The organism is Streptomyces sp. NPDC002574 (genome assembly GCF_042889545.1).
GTDB lineage: Bacteria > Actinomycetota > Actinomycetes > Streptomycetales > Streptomycetaceae > Actinacidiphila.
The window spans coordinates 140,973-155,266 of sequence record NZ_JBIARB010000003.1 but is presented as its reverse complement, the minus strand read 5'-3'; the positions used below and the strand labels follow the sequence as shown (position 1 = coordinate 155,266).

Annotated in this window: 20 protein-coding genes; 7 read left to right on the top strand and 13 right to left on the bottom strand. The window is 70.8% G+C overall.

Annotated features, from left to right (window positions below; genetic code table 11):
• Nucleotides 1–88: 88 nt before the first annotated feature.
• Nucleotides 89–1,318, bottom strand: coding sequence for an NADP-dependent malic enzyme (locus ACFYXS_RS07670; protein WP_389244992.1), 1,230 nt, complete (start codon nucleotides 1,316–1,318; stop codon nucleotides 89–91).
• 494 nt (nucleotides 1,319–1,812) lie between these two features.
• Here ACFYXS_RS07670 and ACFYXS_RS07665 point away from each other — a divergent pair, with 494 nt between their 5' ends.
• Genes ACFYXS_RS07665 through ACFYXS_RS07655 form a run of 3 tightly spaced genes read left to right on the top strand, consistent with a single transcriptional unit; the run spans nucleotide 1,813 to nucleotide 4,542 of the window.
• Nucleotides 1,813–2,754, top strand: a complete 942-nt coding sequence (locus ACFYXS_RS07665; RefSeq protein WP_389244989.1) for an ABC transporter substrate-binding protein — start codon at nucleotides 1,813–1,815, stop codon at nucleotides 2,752–2,754.
• 34 nt (nucleotides 2,755–2,788) lie between these two features.
• Nucleotides 2,789–3,754 (top strand): amino acid ABC transporter permease, encoded by a 966-nt coding sequence (locus tag ACFYXS_RS07660; RefSeq protein ID WP_389244986.1) that lies wholly within the window; start codon nucleotides 2,789–2,791, stop codon nucleotides 3,752–3,754.
• Nucleotides 3,754–4,542, top strand: coding sequence for an amino acid ABC transporter ATP-binding protein (locus tag ACFYXS_RS07655; protein ID WP_389244984.1), 789 nt, complete (start codon nucleotides 3,754–3,756; stop codon nucleotides 4,540–4,542). Before ACFYXS_RS07660 ends, ACFYXS_RS07655 begins: the two co-directional genes overlap by 1 nt.
• A gap of 131 nt (nucleotides 4,543–4,673) precedes the next feature.
• On the opposite strand, the gene ACFYXS_RS07650 is transcribed toward ACFYXS_RS07655, so the two are convergent.
• Nucleotides 4,674–5,435 (bottom strand): class I SAM-dependent methyltransferase, encoded by a 762-nt coding sequence (locus tag ACFYXS_RS07650; RefSeq protein WP_389244981.1) that lies wholly within the window; start codon nucleotides 5,433–5,435, stop codon nucleotides 4,674–4,676.
• 79 nt (nucleotides 5,436–5,514) lie between these two features.
• Between ACFYXS_RS07650 and ACFYXS_RS07645 the strand changes: the two genes are divergently transcribed.
• Nucleotides 5,515–6,144, top strand: coding sequence for a CGNR zinc finger domain-containing protein (locus tag ACFYXS_RS07645; protein ID WP_389244979.1), 630 nt, complete (start codon nucleotides 5,515–5,517; stop codon nucleotides 6,142–6,144).
• Here the strand turns inward: ACFYXS_RS07645 and sodX are convergent.
• Nucleotides 6,048–6,482 carry a nickel-type superoxide dismutase maturation protease gene (gene sodX / locus ACFYXS_RS07640; RefSeq protein WP_389244977.1) on the bottom strand — a complete coding sequence of 145 codons (435 nt, stop codon included), beginning with the start codon at nucleotides 6,480–6,482 and terminating at the stop codon, nucleotides 6,048–6,050. The genes ACFYXS_RS07645 and sodX overlap by 97 nt on opposite strands.
• Nucleotides 6,483–6,620: 138 nt before the next feature.
• Here sodX and sodN point away from each other — a divergent pair, with 138 nt between their 5' ends.
• On the top strand, nucleotides 6,621–7,016 hold the full coding sequence (gene sodN / locus ACFYXS_RS07635) for a superoxide dismutase, Ni (RefSeq protein ID WP_018563636.1): 396 nt from the start codon (nucleotides 6,621–6,623) through the stop codon (nucleotides 7,014–7,016).
• A gap of 95 nt (nucleotides 7,017–7,111) precedes the next feature.
• Here sodN and ACFYXS_RS07630 read toward each other — a convergent pair whose 3' ends face one another.
• The 8 genes from ACFYXS_RS07630 to ACFYXS_RS07595 form a co-directional block, all read right to left on the bottom strand.
• On the bottom strand, nucleotides 7,112–7,348 hold the full coding sequence (locus ACFYXS_RS07630) for a hypothetical protein (RefSeq protein WP_389244975.1): 237 nt from the start codon (nucleotides 7,346–7,348) through the stop codon (nucleotides 7,112–7,114).
• Complete coding sequence (locus ACFYXS_RS07625) at nucleotides 7,349–7,591, bottom strand: hypothetical protein (RefSeq protein ID WP_319665723.1); 243 nt, start codon at nucleotides 7,589–7,591, stop codon at nucleotides 7,349–7,351.
• Nucleotides 7,588–8,259, bottom strand: coding sequence for an IS3 family transposase (locus tag ACFYXS_RS07620; protein WP_389244973.1), 672 nt, complete (start codon nucleotides 8,257–8,259; stop codon nucleotides 7,588–7,590). Before ACFYXS_RS07620 ends, ACFYXS_RS07625 begins: the two co-directional genes overlap by 4 nt.
• Before the next feature lie 20 nt (nucleotides 8,260–8,279).
• Complete coding sequence (locus ACFYXS_RS07615; protein ID WP_389244970.1) at nucleotides 8,280–8,582, bottom strand: transposase; 303 nt, start codon at nucleotides 8,580–8,582, stop codon at nucleotides 8,280–8,282.
• A 127-nt stretch (nucleotides 8,583–8,709) separates the two neighbouring features.
• Nucleotides 8,710–9,402, bottom strand: a complete 693-nt coding sequence (locus ACFYXS_RS07610; protein ID WP_389244968.1) for a hypothetical protein — start codon at nucleotides 9,400–9,402, stop codon at nucleotides 8,710–8,712.
• Nucleotides 9,403–9,467: 65 nt separating this feature from the next.
• A complete protein-coding gene (locus ACFYXS_RS07605; protein ID WP_389244966.1) occupies nucleotides 9,468–11,312 on the bottom strand; it encodes a hypothetical protein in 1,845 nt (614 codons plus the stop codon).
• 67 nt (nucleotides 11,313–11,379) lie between these two features.
• Nucleotides 11,380–11,592, bottom strand: a complete 213-nt coding sequence (locus ACFYXS_RS07600; RefSeq protein WP_319665719.1) for a hypothetical protein — start codon at nucleotides 11,590–11,592, stop codon at nucleotides 11,380–11,382.
• A gap of 44 nt (nucleotides 11,593–11,636) precedes the next feature.
• Nucleotides 11,637–11,852, bottom strand: coding sequence for a hypothetical protein (locus ACFYXS_RS07595; RefSeq protein ID WP_319665718.1), 216 nt, complete (start codon nucleotides 11,850–11,852; stop codon nucleotides 11,637–11,639).
• Between the two features lie 363 nt (nucleotides 11,853–12,215).
• On the opposite strand from ACFYXS_RS07595, the gene ACFYXS_RS07590 reads away from it, so the two are divergent.
• Nucleotides 12,216–12,476, top strand: coding sequence for a hypothetical protein (locus tag ACFYXS_RS07590; protein WP_389244963.1), 261 nt, complete (start codon nucleotides 12,216–12,218; stop codon nucleotides 12,474–12,476).
• A 295-nt stretch (nucleotides 12,477–12,771) separates the two neighbouring features.
• Nucleotides 12,772–13,128: a hypothetical protein gene (locus ACFYXS_RS07585; protein ID WP_389244961.1), complete on the top strand. Its 357-nt coding sequence runs from the start codon at nucleotides 12,772–12,774 to the stop codon at nucleotides 13,126–13,128.
• 76 nt (nucleotides 13,129–13,204) lie between these two features.
• On the opposite strand, the gene ACFYXS_RS07580 is transcribed toward ACFYXS_RS07585, so the two are convergent.
• Both ACFYXS_RS07580 and ACFYXS_RS07575 read right to left on the bottom strand, forming a co-directional pair.
• The gene (locus tag ACFYXS_RS07580) at nucleotides 13,205–13,465 is read right to left on the bottom strand and encodes a hypothetical protein (RefSeq protein ID WP_389244959.1); all 261 of its coding nucleotides are present in this window, start codon (nucleotides 13,463–13,465) and stop codon (nucleotides 13,205–13,207) included.
• Between the two features lie 289 nt (nucleotides 13,466–13,754).
• Nucleotides 13,755–14,201, bottom strand: coding sequence for a helix-turn-helix domain-containing protein (locus ACFYXS_RS07575; protein ID WP_389244957.1), 447 nt, complete (start codon nucleotides 14,199–14,201; stop codon nucleotides 13,755–13,757).
• Between the last annotated feature and the right edge of the window lie 93 nt (nucleotides 14,202–14,294).

Below are 14,294 nucleotides of genomic sequence, written 5' to 3'. Positions count from 1 at the left end.
CCATGACGCTAGCGGCGCGCGGCACCCCGGCGGAACCGTACCGGGCTGTGACACGCGCCGCTGGGCGACGACCGTCGTGACGACCGGCTCAGCGCCGGGCGACGCCCTCGGCGCGGGCGGCGGCGGCCACGGCCGCGGCGACCGCGGGCGCGACCCGCTCGTCGAAGGGCGAGGGGATCACCCGGTCGGCCGACAGGTCGCCGTCGACGACGGCGGCGAGCGCCTCGGCGGCGGCGATCTTCATGCCCTCGGTGATCCGGGAGGCCCGCACCTGGAACGCGCCGGAGAAGATGCCGGGGAAGGCGAGCACGTTGTTGATCTGGTTGGGGTAGTCGCTGCGGCCGGTGGCCACGACGGCCGCGTACCGGTGCGCCACGTCGGGGTGGATCTCCGGCGTGGGGTTCGCCATGGCGAAGATGAAGCACCCCTTGGCCATGCCCGCGACGGCCTCCTCGCGGACGGTGCCGCCGGAGACGCCGATGAAGACGTCCGCGCCCTGGAGGGCCTCCTCCAGCGAGCCGGTCAGCCCGGTCCTGTTGGTGTACGAGGCCAGCTCCCGCTTGGCGGAGTTGAGGTCGTCGCGCCCGGCGTGCACCACGCCCTTGCGGTCGGTGACCGCGACGTCGCCGATGCCCGCCTCGACCAGGATCTTGGCGATCGCGACACCCGCGGCGCCGGCGCCGGAGATCACCGCGCGCAGTTCACCGAGCGTACGGCCGGTCAGCCGGACGGCGTTGCGCAGCGCGGCGAGGGTGACGACGGCCGTGCCGTGCTGGTCGTCGTGGAACACCGGGATGTCCAGGCGCTCCTGGAGCTTGCGCTCGATCTCGAAGCAGCGGGGCGCGGAGATGTCCTCCAGGTTCACCCCTCCGAAGGACGGCGCGAGGCGCACGACGGTCTCGACGATCTCGTCCACGTCGGTCGTGGCCAGCGCGATCGGCACCGCGTCGACCCCGCCGAACTGCTTGAAGAGGATCGCCTTTCCCTCCATGACCGGGAGCGAGGCCTCGGGGCCGATGTCACCCAGGCCCAGCACCGCCGTGCCGTCGGTGACGACGGCGACCACCTGGGACTTCCACGTGTAGTCGTACACCAGCTCGGGCTTCTCGGCGATGGCCGTGCACACGCGCGCGACGCCCGGGGTGTACGCGAGCGACAGATCGTCGGCGTTGCGCAACGGGACGGTCGCGGCCACCTCCATCTTGCCGCCGCGGTGCAGCGCGAAGGCCGGGTCCACCGGGCTCTCGGGACCTTCACTGCCCGCGCTGTCACCGGATTCACTGCCGTCGGTGCGAGGATTCAGAATCTCCGCTGCCACTATCGACCCCTTTGTCGGAATTGTCTTTGAGGGTACTACCCCCTGCAACAGGGGATAGGTGGGCTGGCTTCCGCGCCCGGGCGCGCAGTGGTCCCGGGCAGCCCGGACGCCGGGCGCGCCGCACGCGCACCGAGGGCCCCAGGTGAGGGGTAAGGATCTGTTGTACCGGAAGACGGTTTCCGCCGACGAGCCGACTCCGGCGTTGCGCGGTGTCGCACATCGGAGAGTTCCCCGCCGAACGCGACAAGTCGTCCGAATAGCGGGACGGAAAAAGTGATGCACGCAACGACGCGGCACGGCCCCATCGCGGTCCGGCCTTGGTGTACCGGCCCGATGAGGTTCAGGGGATCGCCCGTTATGCGATTTTGACACAACCGGACACCTATGAAGACCTGCCCGGATGGCAAGATGCGGGGATCACACGCGGTAGCGATAACCGAATACACGTACCCGGAAGATCGGCTACTTCAGGACTCCCGCAGGAGGAACCAGCAATGACCGCACCCACCCCCCGTCGCTCGACCGTCACGATTCGCCTCGCCACGGTCGGAGCGATCGCGGTCGCCGGTGCCCTCGTGCTCACCGGCTGCGGCGACCAGACGGACAAGGGCGCCTCCGCGTCCCCCTCCGCCGGCGCCTCCAAGGCACCGCTGTTCGACAAGCTCCCGGAGTCGGTGAAGTCCGCCGGTGTGATCAAGGTCGGCTCCGACATCGCGTACGCGCCCGTGGAGTTCGTCGACGGCGGCAAGACCGTCGGCATGGACCCCGACCTGGCCGACGCCCTCGGCAAGCAGCTCGGCGTGAAGTTCGAGTTCAACAACGGCACCTTCGACACGCTGCTCACCGGTCTGCGCGGCAAGCGCTACGACGTGGTGATGTCCGCGATGAGCGACACCAAGAACCGCCAGGACGGCGTGGACTCCGCCACCGGCAAGAAGGTCGGCGAGGGCGTCGACTTCGTCGACTACTTCACGGCCGGCTCCTCGATCATCGTGAAGAAGGGCAACCCGCAGGGCATCAAGTCGCTCGCCGACCTGTGCGGCAAGAACGTCGCCGTGCAGCGCGGCACCACCTCGCAGGACCTGCTCAAGGCGCAGAAGTGCGACAAGCCGATGGCGATCCAGCCCTTCGACACCGACGCGGACGCGCAGACCCGCCTCAAGGCCGGCGGCGTGGTCGCCGACGTCTCCGACTTCCCCGTGGCGGCCTACGCGGTGAAGACCTCCGGCGGCGGCGCGAACTTCGAGCTCGCGGGCGAGCAGGTCGAGGCCGGCCCGTACGGCATCGCCGTCTCGAAGTCCAACACCCAGCTGCGCGACGCCCTCCAGGCCGCGCTGGACGCCATCATCAAGGACGGCTCCTACACCAAGGTGATGGACAAGTGGGGCGTCGGCGACGGCGCCGTCACCGAGGCCAAGGTCAACGGCGGCTCCTGAGCCACGACGGCAAGAGGCACTCCCCATGTCAGACATGACAGAACCGAATGACGAGGGCAAGGCGGTCCCGGCCGGCACACCGGCCGGGCCCCCCGTCACCACGTCCTCCCATCCCGAGGCCATCAAGGCGATCCCCGTGCGGCACTACGGCCGCTGGGTCGCCGCGCTGGTGGTGCTCGCGGTGCTGGGCCTGCTCGTCAACGCGTTCGCCAACGCGAACATCAACTACGCGGCCATCCCGGACTTCCTGTTCGACTCGGCCGTCCTCAAGGGCCTGCGCAACACCGTGATCATCACGGTCGTGGCCATGCTCGTCGGCCTGCTGCTGGGCATCGTCCTCGCGGTGATGCGCCTGTCGAAGAACCCGGTCACCTCCTCGGTGGCCTGGGGCTACATCTGGTTCTTCCGCGGCACCCCGGTCTACGTCCAGCTGCTGATCTGGTTCAACCTGGCGCTGATCTTCCCGGTCATCAATCTCGGCTTCTACAAGGACGAGATGAACCAGTTCATGACCCCGTTCATGGCCGCTCTGCTGGGCCTGGGGCTGAACGAGGCCGCGTACATGTCGGAGATCGTGCGGGCGGGCATCCAGTCCGTCGACGAGGGCCAGACCGAGGCGTCCCACGCGCTCGGCATGACCCAGGGCCAGAACCTGCGCCGCGTGGTGCTGCCGCAGGCGATGCGGGTGATCGTGCCGCCGTCGGGCAACGAGTTCATCAACATGCTGAAGACCTCGTCGCTGGCGGCACAGGCCGCGCAGTACGCGGAACTGCTGCGGTCCACCACCGACATCGGCAACACCACCGGCGCCACGGTCGAGATGCTCTTCCTCGCCGCAGTCTGGTACCTGGTGCTCACCTCGGTGTTCTCCGTCGGCCAGTACTACCTGGAGCGCCGCTACGCGCGGGGCACGACGCGCAACCTGCCGCCCACCCCGTGGCAGCGGATCAAGCAGAACCTGGGCCCGGTCCGCCGCAGCCCGGTAGCGGGAGGTGCCTGATGACCGACTTCAGCGAGGGCACCGGCGGCCGTCCCATGGTCAAGGCCGAGGCGGTGCACAAGTACTTCGGCCCGGCCCACATCCTCAAGGGCATCGACCTGGAGGTCGCGCCCCGTGAGGTCTTCTGCCTGATCGGCCCGTCCGGCTCGGGCAAGTCCACCTTCCTGCGCTGCATCAACCACCTGGAGCAGATCAGCGCGGGGCGGCTGTCGGTCGACGGCGAACTCGTCGGCTACCGGCAGAAGGGCGACAAGCTCTACGAGCTCAAGGACCGCGAGGTCGCCGCCAAGCGCCGCGACATCGGGATGGTCTTCCAGCGCTTCAACCTCTTCCCGCACATGACCGCGATGGAGAACATCATCGAGGCCCCGGTGCGCGTGAAGAAGGAGTCCAAGGCCGTCGCCCGTGAGCGGGCCGAGCGGCTGCTCGACCGGGTCGGTCTCGGCGACAAGGCGGCGAGCTATCCCTCGCAGCTCTCCGGCGGCCAGCAGCAGCGCGTGGCCATCGCCCGCGCGCTGGCGATGGAGCCGAAGCTGATGCTCTTCGACGAGCCCACCTCCGCGCTCGACCCCGAGCTGGTCGGCGATGTCCTGGACGTCATGCGCGGGCTCGCCGAGGACGGCATGACGATGATCGTCGTGACGCACGAGATGGGCTTCGCCCGCGAGGTCGGCGACGCGCTGGTCTTCATGGACGACGGTGTGGTGGTCGAGTCCGGCCACCCCCGCGACGTGCTGACCAACCCGCGGCACGACCGCACCAAGGCGTTCCTGTCCAAGGTGCTCTGACCGGAGCACCCGGGCACGGGAACAGCAGCGACGAGGGACGGCGCCCGGCGGCGCCGTCCCTCGTCGTTCACCTCCCCGGAGCCCCGGTCGGGGGTCGGGGGTCGGGGGTCGAGATCAGGATCGAAGTCGGGTCAGCGCAGCCCGAGGACGATCGCGTCCGTCGCCGAGCGCCAGATCTCCCGCGCCTCGGCGAAGCCCGCCTCCCGCAGGGCCGCGACGTGCCAGGAGGGCGGCAGCTCGTCGCCGTCCGCGTGGGAGCCGTAGATCGCCCAGCGCTCCTCGGTGGGGCCGGCGAGCAGCGGGTCGGCCTTGGCGGTGGCCCACCACTGCTCCCAGTCCAGGACGCCCGCGGCCTTCTCGCGGTCGCGGCGGGCGTGGTCGAAGGCGCGGACGGCGGCGTTGATCCGCGGGGTGGAGGCGTCGGGCATGTGGTCGGCGTTCATCAGGACACCGCCGTCGCGCAGCAGCCCGGCGAGGGTGCCGTACAGGGCGCGCAGCGGCTCCGGCTCGAGCCAGTGCAGGGCGGTGGCGGTGAGGACGGCGTCGTAGCCGCCGTGCGGCAGCCGGGCCGGCCACTGCGGATCGCGCAGGTCGGCGGTGACGAACTCGACGCGCCGTTCACCGGCGAAGTACCCGCGGGCGATGGTGAGCAGCGCCGGGTCGAGGTCGACGCCGGTGGAGGTCGCCCCGGGGAAGCGGCGCAGCAGGCGGTCGGAGATACTGCCGGTGCCGCACGCCAGGTCCAGCACCCGCGGCTCCGGGCCGGCCAGGGCCTCGACCATGTCGAGCATGACCCGGAAACGCTCCTCGCGGTCCGGGAGGTACCACTCCTGCTGCCGGTCCCAGCTGTCCTGCCAGGCCTGCCAGTCAGCCGCCGCGGTGGTTTCGGACATACGGATCCCCTCCAGATGTAATACCCTGACAGCCAGATCAGCCATTACCGACCCTAGAGCGCGGGCGTAAGGACTACAAGTGGAACTGGCCCATTACTCAGACCTCGCCTCGCGCCTGGTGAACAGCGAGGAGCCCGAGCGCGGCATCGACACCCTGACGTCGGTGGACGCCGTACGGGCCCTGTTCGGCCCGTCCAGCCAGGCGGGGGCCCGGGTCACCGAGGCCGATGTGCAGCGGCTGCGCGGCGTGCGCACCCGGCTGCGAGGGGTCTTCGAAGCCGCCTCGGAGGGCGACGAGGTCCGGGCCGTGGACCTGCTGAACTCGCTGCTGCTGGAGTTCCCGGTCAGCCCGCAGATCTCCGGGCACGAGCACCTGGACGAGAGCGGCCGGCCCGACTGGCACATGCACCTGGCCGAGCACGCGGCCACCGCGACGGCGTCCTACGCCGCGACCGCCTGCATGGGCCTGGCGTTCCAGCTCACCGACCTCGGCGTGGACCGGCTCGGCATCTGCCAGGCCACCGCCTGCCGCAACGCCTACATCGACACCTCGACCAACCACTCGCGCCGCTACTGCTCCGACCGCTGCGCCACCCGGGCCAACGTCGCGGCCTACCGCGCCCGCAAGCGCCTGGAGAACGACCGGTCCGCCCTCAGCGGCCGCACCGACGACGCCACCCAGCCCGCCACCCCCGCCACCGACCGCTGAACCTCGATCGGCGGCCGGAACCGGCCGAGCCCGCGGGCGAGCACCAGCTCGTCCGGGACGGTGCCGAACTCCCGGCTGTCGTTCTCCACGAAGGTGTTGTCGCCCAGCACCCACCAACCGCCCTCGCGCCGCTCGACGGCGCGTTTGACGATCAGCAGGTCCTGCTGCAGCGGATGGCGCAGCACCACGACCTCACCCTCGCGGACGTCGGCGGCTCCCGCCACATGACGCACGAGCAGCCAGTCTCCGTGGACCAGTGTCGGCGCCATCGACGGACCTGTGACTTCGACCAGCTGGAACGGCACTCTCCTCCTCTGCCCAGCCCCCGGCTCCCGCATGCTCCGCCTCCTCGTCCCGTCCTCCACCAGCCCAGGGTGTCACCAGACTTTTGTCCTAAGCACCAAGGGGCCCCGAGAAAACCACTCGCACAGGGAGTAATCTCGCTCGTGGAAAGACGATCACGAGGAAGGACAGTCATGCTCGCTCGCCTGTTCGCGCCCAAGGTGAAGGTCAGCGCCCACTGCGACCTGCCCTGCGGCGTTTACGACCCGGCCCAGGCCCGCATCGAGGCGCAGTCCGTCAAGGCGGTCCAGGAGAAGTACCAGGCCAACGAGGACCCGCACTTCCGCGCGCGCGCCATCGTCATCAAGGAGCAGCGTGCGGAGCTCGTCAAGCACCACCTCTCGGTGCTGTGGAGCGACTACTTCAAGGCCCCGCACTTCGAGAAGTACCCCCAGCTGCACCAGCTCTTCAACGACGCGCTGAAGGCCGGGAGCGCCGCCAAGGCGTCCACCGACCCGGCGACGGGCCAGAAGCTGCTGGACCTGATCGACCAGATCGACGCCATCTTCCAGGAGACGAAGAAGGCCTGACCTGGCATCGGCAGGTGTGCGCCCGGCCGCGGAAGCGGCCGGGCGCTGCCGTACCCGGGACCACACGCCGTCAGGCGGCATCTCCCGGGGCGGGTTCACCCGCGGTCGTGGACGGCCGGCGGCGGCACCGGGGAAGGGGTGCCGCGCACTCGGCGCAGGAATTCCAGCTCGTCCATGACGCACAGGACGGTCATGGGCAGCAGCGGCTCCGGGGCGGGCGCCCGGCGGCGCACCCCGGCGAGGCGGCGGACCAGGCGGGCGGCGCGCGGCAGGACGCCGCGGCCCGGCCGGAACGGGCGCGAACGCCGTCGCGCACGGAGGACCGCGCGCATCTAGGACGCCGCCGGTCTGGAACGCAGCCAGCAGATCACCGCGTTGACCGTCGGGAAGTCCAGCTCGGCGATGCGGGCGACGGCCCAGGCGTCGTCGCCGCGCATACGGACACCGGCGGCGTCCAGCGCGCAGTGCAGCATGACCTGGTGGGCCTGGGTGGCGGGCAGGGTCTGCCCCGGCCGGATGTGCTGCCGCAGCGACGAGGAGATCGGCAGCGGCGGCGTCGGTCGTTCCACGGTCATGCGCGGATCCCCTCGAAGTAGTCGGACAGGGCGCCGGTGAGTTCCGGCCTGCTGTGCCATTCCCGGTGACCGATGAGTTCGGTGTAGACCCGGGACCAGAAGGCCGCGACCACCGCGTGGTCGGCGCGGTCGGCCACCAGGCCGGTGGGCGGGGCCAGTCCGCCCGCGTGCGCCCGGTCGGTGAAGACGAGCGTGACGAGGGGGGCACGCTCGCTCTCCGGACCCGCGTCCGCGGGTGTCGCGTCCCGCAGTACGGCCCTGCTCAGGGCGTCCGCGGCGACACCGGCGGCGGGCGCCGGCCCCGTGCTCCAGCCCATCAGCCGCCGGCTGTGGGCCTCCAGGACGACCACGCACAGCACATCGCCCTGCCGGGTCGGCAGCGAGACGGCGTCGGTCACCCACAGCCGTCCGGGCACGCCGGACCTTCCCTGCAGACCGGCCCGGCGCATCAGCAGTTCCACCGTGCCGTGGCTGACCGAGACCCCGTGCCGCAGCAGCAGTTCCTCGTGGACCCGGCGGTACCCGAAGGTGCCGCGGGAGGCGGTGTGGATCGAGGTGATGAGGTCGGTGAGCCATGCGTGGCGCAGGGAGCGCGCCGAGGGAGTGCGGTTGCGCCAGGTGAAGTACCCCGACTCGGAAGTGCCGAGCACGCGGGTGGCGGTGCGCACCGGCAGCCCCTCCCCCGCCATCATGTGCACGGCCTCGAAACGCCTTTTGGGGACACCACATCGCGCAGCATCTCCGTCGCGCGCCGGTGCACGGCCAGTTCGGTCTCCAGCTCGTTGATACGCCTGCGCGCCGCGCTGAGCTCGGCGCCGGTCGTCGGCTGCCGGCGCTTCCTGCCCAGGTGCGGCAGGTGGGTGCGCCGCCACTGGTAGACCGTCTGGTCGCTGAGGTCGAGTACGTCGGCGACCTTCCGCACGGGCTCACCGGCGGTCAGCAGATCGAGGGCCTTGCGGCGCAGCTCGGGCGGGTAACGGCGACTGGGCACTTCTTTTTCCTCCGGGGGGAGCCGGTTCGGGATGTGCCCCGGACCGGGGCCCGCCCTGGGGGTAAGGGGGTGTGTGCGGGCGGGCCCCGGTCCGGGAGTTCGGAAGGTCGGGAGTTCGGGAAACGTTTCAGCTGACGTGGCGTCGCATGCTGACGGTGGGCTGGAATTCGCTCAGCGGGCTCACGCCGCGTCCGGCCGGCACGGCGTCCGCCGCGCGTCCGAGGATCGCCTTGACCTCGGCGGCCAGGGCGTCGGCCCGGCTTTCCACCACACCGGCGGAGTCGTCGCAGCGCTCCAGCGCGGCCAGCCGGCGGCGGACATCGGCGAGCCGGGCGCGGTCGGCCCGGCCCAGGACGAGCGGGCGCGGGGTCGCGACGATGAACTGGTAGGCGCCGGCGAAGGTCTGGCAGCCGGCGCAGTGCTCGTTGACGGCGCGGCTGATGTTCGTGGCCGTGATCCGCCGGATGTCGACCCCGGACGTGGTGACGATCTGGAAGGACAGGGCGACCGAACGGCACGGCCGGTCGAGCGAGCAGCCGACGGAGGCGGCGACCGCCCGGTTGTGCGCGACGGCGGCGACGAGCGGGCCGTACTCGTGGAGGGAGAACGAGTCGTCGTACTGGACCCGGTGGGCGCGGTTGGCCAGCGTGTGGGCCTCGTCCACGGCGGCGGCGACATCGCGGGGGATGGCCGACCGCGGTGCCACGATCGCGCCGGCCGGGGCCGCGGTGGCGAGGGCGGCCAGTCCTGCGGTGGCCAGCATGACCGGCCCGACGGCCTTGCGGCCGAACGTGCCGGTGCGGGGCTTTCGGTGCGTCACGTGCTTCTCCTGTACGGGTGTGCGGAAGGGGGGGAGGGTGCGACGGGGGTGGGACCGGCCGCGGGTCACGAGGGGAAGGGCGCGGGGCTGCTGAAGGTGAACGGCGGGGTGGACGGGGGCACCGACGGCGTCTCCGACTCCGTGGGCGAGGCGCTGGGCGAGCCCTCGGACGGACTGGGCCCGGCCGTGCCGGAGGTCGAGCTGCCGCTGGGGGTCGGGCCGCTGCGGGTGGGCCGCGGCTGGGCGGAGGTCCTGACGGCCGAGGGGGAGGCGCTGGGCGTCGCCGGAGCGGAGGAGGAGGCGCTCGGCGACGGTGACGCGGACGGCTCGGCCGTCAGGGGTACGGTGCTCGCCGCCGGGGGCAGCGAGGGCGGGGTCGTGCTGGGCAGCGGCGAGGGGGCGACCGTGCGCAGCGGCCGGATCTCCGGCACCCCGGGCTGCAGGATCGGCGCGATCGGCGGCTGCGGCGGCAGCGGCTTGGGGGTCACACCGCCCAGCCACGCGCCGCAGAGCGCGGCGCCTCCCGCCAGGACCACCCCGGCCAGGGCCAGCCGGAGCCGCAGATTGCCCTCGGTGGCGCGGACCACGGCACGTACCAGCCGCCCGCCCAGGCGGACCGACAGGTAGGCCGCGCCGGCCAGCGGGCAGATCAGCATGAGGCTGCCGAGGATGCCGACCAGGCCCGCGGCGATCTCGCCGTCGGCGAAGGCGAACCAGGTCCCGGCCAGTTGCTCGGCCAGCGACCGCAGGCTGGTGGCCAGCAGGCGTGGCAGGTTCCACAGCACGTAGCAGAGTTCGGCCAGCAGCAGCGGCACCATGGTGACGACCCACGCGGTGACGATGACCCGGGCGGAGCGCTTGAGGTCGGCGACGTCGGGGTGCACCGGGCGGCCCGGCCGCATGCTGAGCAGGATGGGCTTGATCTTGCCGAAGAGGTCGGGGACCCCGGCCAGGTCACCGAGGATGTAGTAGCCGTCGAGCCGCACGGCGGGCATCAACTGCTCGACGATCTCGAAGTGCGCGAGGTAGATCGCGCCGAGGAAGAAGGACTGCCCGGTGGCGAAGTACCCGCCGGCCAGCGCGAGTATGAAGACGACGTTGAAGTAGACGCCGCCCAGGTCGGTGCGCATGCGTCCGGCCCGGCCGATCCGGTAGACGTCGGTGACGTCGGTGTACATGGACGGCCAGATCAGGAAGAGCCCGCAGCCGATGGCACCGGGCCGGGCTCCGCTGTAGCGGCATGCCGACGCGTGCCCGAACTCGTGGAAGACCAGCGAGCCCACCGTCAGCGCGAACACCACCAGCATCAGCACCGGCTGTTCCAGTACTTCGAGCACCGGTGTCATCGCGCCGTGCACCAGGAACAGCCAGAGCTCCATGACGGCTGCCGCGCCGAGCACCAGCGCGACCACCGGTGGGCGGTGCAGCCAGGCCAGGGCGCTCGCGATCCGGGCGACCTGCCGCTCGCGCAGGACCACCCGGTGGCCCTTGAGGACCAGCAGCAGGTCCGCGGTCGGGCCGCTCACCTTGTCGTCCTCCTGCCCGAACGGCACGGTGACGCCGAGCGGCTGGAGCTTGTGCTCGATCAGGTAGTGGATGTTGTCCGCGCTGACCTCGCGGCCGAACCGGCCGCTCACCCGGTGCGAGACGGCCTCGGTGTCCCGGCGGCCGTCGATGGCGCCGGCGACCAGGTAGAGCAGCCTGCTCAGCTGCACGACCTGCCCGTCTCCCCGGCGGACCAGGTAGCGGGGCTCGGTGAAGCCCGATCCCTGGTACTCGCCCAGGAGTTGGAGTCCCGCGCCGAGACGCGGAACCGGAAAGCCGGTGTCGTACGCGGGTGCGCTCGCCTCCGCCTCGTACACCGCCGTTCCCGTGGGGCCGGGACTGCCCGCCCTGTGACTGTGGGGCACCGTCTGCTCTTCCTCCCGAGGCGGACCGCACCGCGCCGGGCGCGGTCCGCACGGATCCGGGGTGTCGTTACTGGCGGATGCTGATCGCCTGGGTGGCCTCGGACTGGGCGACCGCGAACGGCGAGTCGACGTTGACGGCGAGCGAGTCGTTGTGGGCCTCGACGTGCGCGACGTGCTTGGTCACGTGCGTGGTCTTGACGAAGCTGAACTTCAGCTTGCCCAGGGCCTCCCGGCCGGGCAGCAGCTCCGCGGACTCGGCGTCGAGCTGGTCGTTGTTCATGAACGGGTACCTCTCTCGGATGATGTGGAGCCGTCGGCCGCGGGCTACTGGCAGATGCTGATGGCCTGGGTGGCCTGCGACTGCGCGACGGCGTACGGGGAGTCGACGTTGACGCCGAGCGACTGGTTGTGGGCGTCGACGTGCGCGACGTGCTTGGTCACGTGCGTCGTCTTGACGAAGCTGAACTTGAGCTTGCCCAGGGCCTCGCGGCCGGGCAGCAGCTCCGCGGACTCGGTGTCCAGCTCTCGCATGTCGAGCATGAGGGTTCCTTCGGACGATGGGTGCGGGCAGGCAGCGGATCCCAGAATCCGTCCATCCACACCGGACGAACTGTCTGACGGCGTTGGACAGTAGCCGCGCACCCCACCCCCGGCAAGCGTCGCCGAATGTGCCGACGCTGCGTCAACTGTGCTTCCTGATACGGGAAACGACTGGTGGGAGGCCACTCCACGGCCGGCCGGCCCCACACCCCGGCCGCCCCGTTATCACTCGAACGGGTCAATCCGCCCACTTCCCGAACTGAGGAAGTCCGCACGGAAGCGGCGAAGTCCGGCGAAACGGTGGCTATCCTCTCGATCTCCGAGGTGCAAGAGCCGACCGAGCCTCCGGTGAGAGGGGTGCACGTGCTTTTCGTTCAAGGGGCGTCCGCGACCGCAGTCGTCCGCCACCGGACGGGAGAGTCCGTCGTCCTGCTTTCCGGCGAACTCCCCGCGGTGCTGACCCCGTCGAGTCTGAACGAACTGCTGAATCTGGCCGCGGCCGTTCTGAGCCCGGAGGAGATGGAGCTGTTCCGCAGTTGCCTGACCGCGCTGCGCTGCGGGGAGAAACTGCAGGAACGCCGCATCGAGGTCAGCGGCGCGGTCCTCACCGTCCACAGCAGCTGAAATACACCACGAGGAATTTGGCAGACGGCATTTCCGGGGCATTTACAAAAACATCCCGAACGACCGACATGCCGAATACCGGTCACCCTGGAGTGTGTTTCCCGGGACCGTTCCCGGAAAGCCCTTCCAGTAGTCGACAGCAAAGCTCACAGGCGGTTTCACCCCTCGTCAACGACACCCTTGCGAGGTCGTCCGATCGGCCTCCAGGCCACCTGTCGCCGAATGAATTCCGTGCGGTCGCCGAGTAACGTCTGGCGGGCCATCCGGCAATTCATCCACTGTGAGGAGAAAACCGATGAGAAAACTCGCTCGGGCCGCTGCGACGACCGCCCTGGCAGCCGTCGCGGTGATCGTGCCGCTCACCGGCACGGCCCAGGCCGCGCCCTCGCACGCCGTGACCGGCAGCGGCTACGACGGGGGCGGCTACAGCCGGGGCGGCTTCGACCGGGGTCACCACGGAGGCTGGTGCGGCGGCCACCGGGGCGGTGTCCGGCTGTGGACCTACTACCGCTGGAGCAACCACTGGGGCCACGGCCGGGGCTGGGACGACCGAGGGGGTGAGCGGTTCGGCTTCGGACGCGACCGCTTCGAGTTCGGACGCGACGGGAGGGACTGCGGCTGCAGCTACGCGTTCCGTGGCGGGCGCTTCTGATCCCGCCGGCTCATGAGGCGGGTCCCCGGGGGGCGCATTCCCCCGGGGGCCCGCCCTTGCCCGCCATGATGCGGGATCAACTGCTGTAGACGGTGAGGACCGCGCCGCTGACCTCGATGCGGCGTTCCTGCAGTTTCTCCCCGCAGCGCAGCGCGGTCAGGCAACTGCGGAACAGCTCCATCTCCTCCGGGCTCAGAACGGCCGCGGCCAGATTCAGCAGTTCGTTCAGACTCGACGGGGTCAGCACCGCGGGGAGTTCGCCGGAAAGCAGGACGACGGACTCTCCCGTCCGGTGGCGGACGACTGCGGTCGCGGACGCCCCTTGAACGAAAAGCACGTGCACCCCTCTCACCGGAGGCTCCGGGGGCCCACCCACTCGTCCCGGGACTGGAGAGAATATCCCCGTTCCCCCCGCCCTTTGTCCCTTCTTGGGTTACTTCACCACCACACACCACGGCAGAACCGGCATGGGCATGTCGCTCCGGCGGGGATGCCCCGGTCAGCGGACTCCGGCAATGACCAAATCAGCACCGTGCTGCATCAGACCGTCCGGGCCATCGGCAGTACCCATGCGTCCACCAATGGCGTCCCCATCTTCCCGCCACCGCGGTGACCATGACGGAGGTTCAGCCGGAGGACTCCGGGGCTGCCGCGGGACCGGCACCGGGCCCGGGCCCGGCCTCCGGTTCGGGTGCGCTGCGCAGCAGGGACTCGACGAGAGCGGCGACGTGCCGGCGATCGGCCTCGGACAGCCGCTGGACACTGGCGATCAGGGTGGCGACCTCGGGGTCCGGGGCAGTGCCGCCCTCGCCGCCGGCGGCCGCGCCGTCCGCGAAGTACAGGTGGATCCCGCAGGCCTCGGCGGCGGCTCTGCGCACGGTGTCCAGCGGGAGTTCCAGGCCCCGGGCCAGCCCGTCCAGGGTGGACTGCTGGGGCATCCGGGCGACCCGCGCGCTGGTCGCCAGGTGGTGCACGGTCGAGCGCGGCACGCCTCCCCGGCGTGCCACCTCGCCGTACGACCAGCCCCGCTGCTCCAGCCGGCGCCTGATCAGTTCCTGCAGTGCGTTCACCACGGGATGGATTCTTCCTGCTAGCACGTCGGTTGACCCGTCCGAGTGAGATCGAGTCTATATCCGCCACCGCGGTTCGCTCCGGCTGCGGCCGCC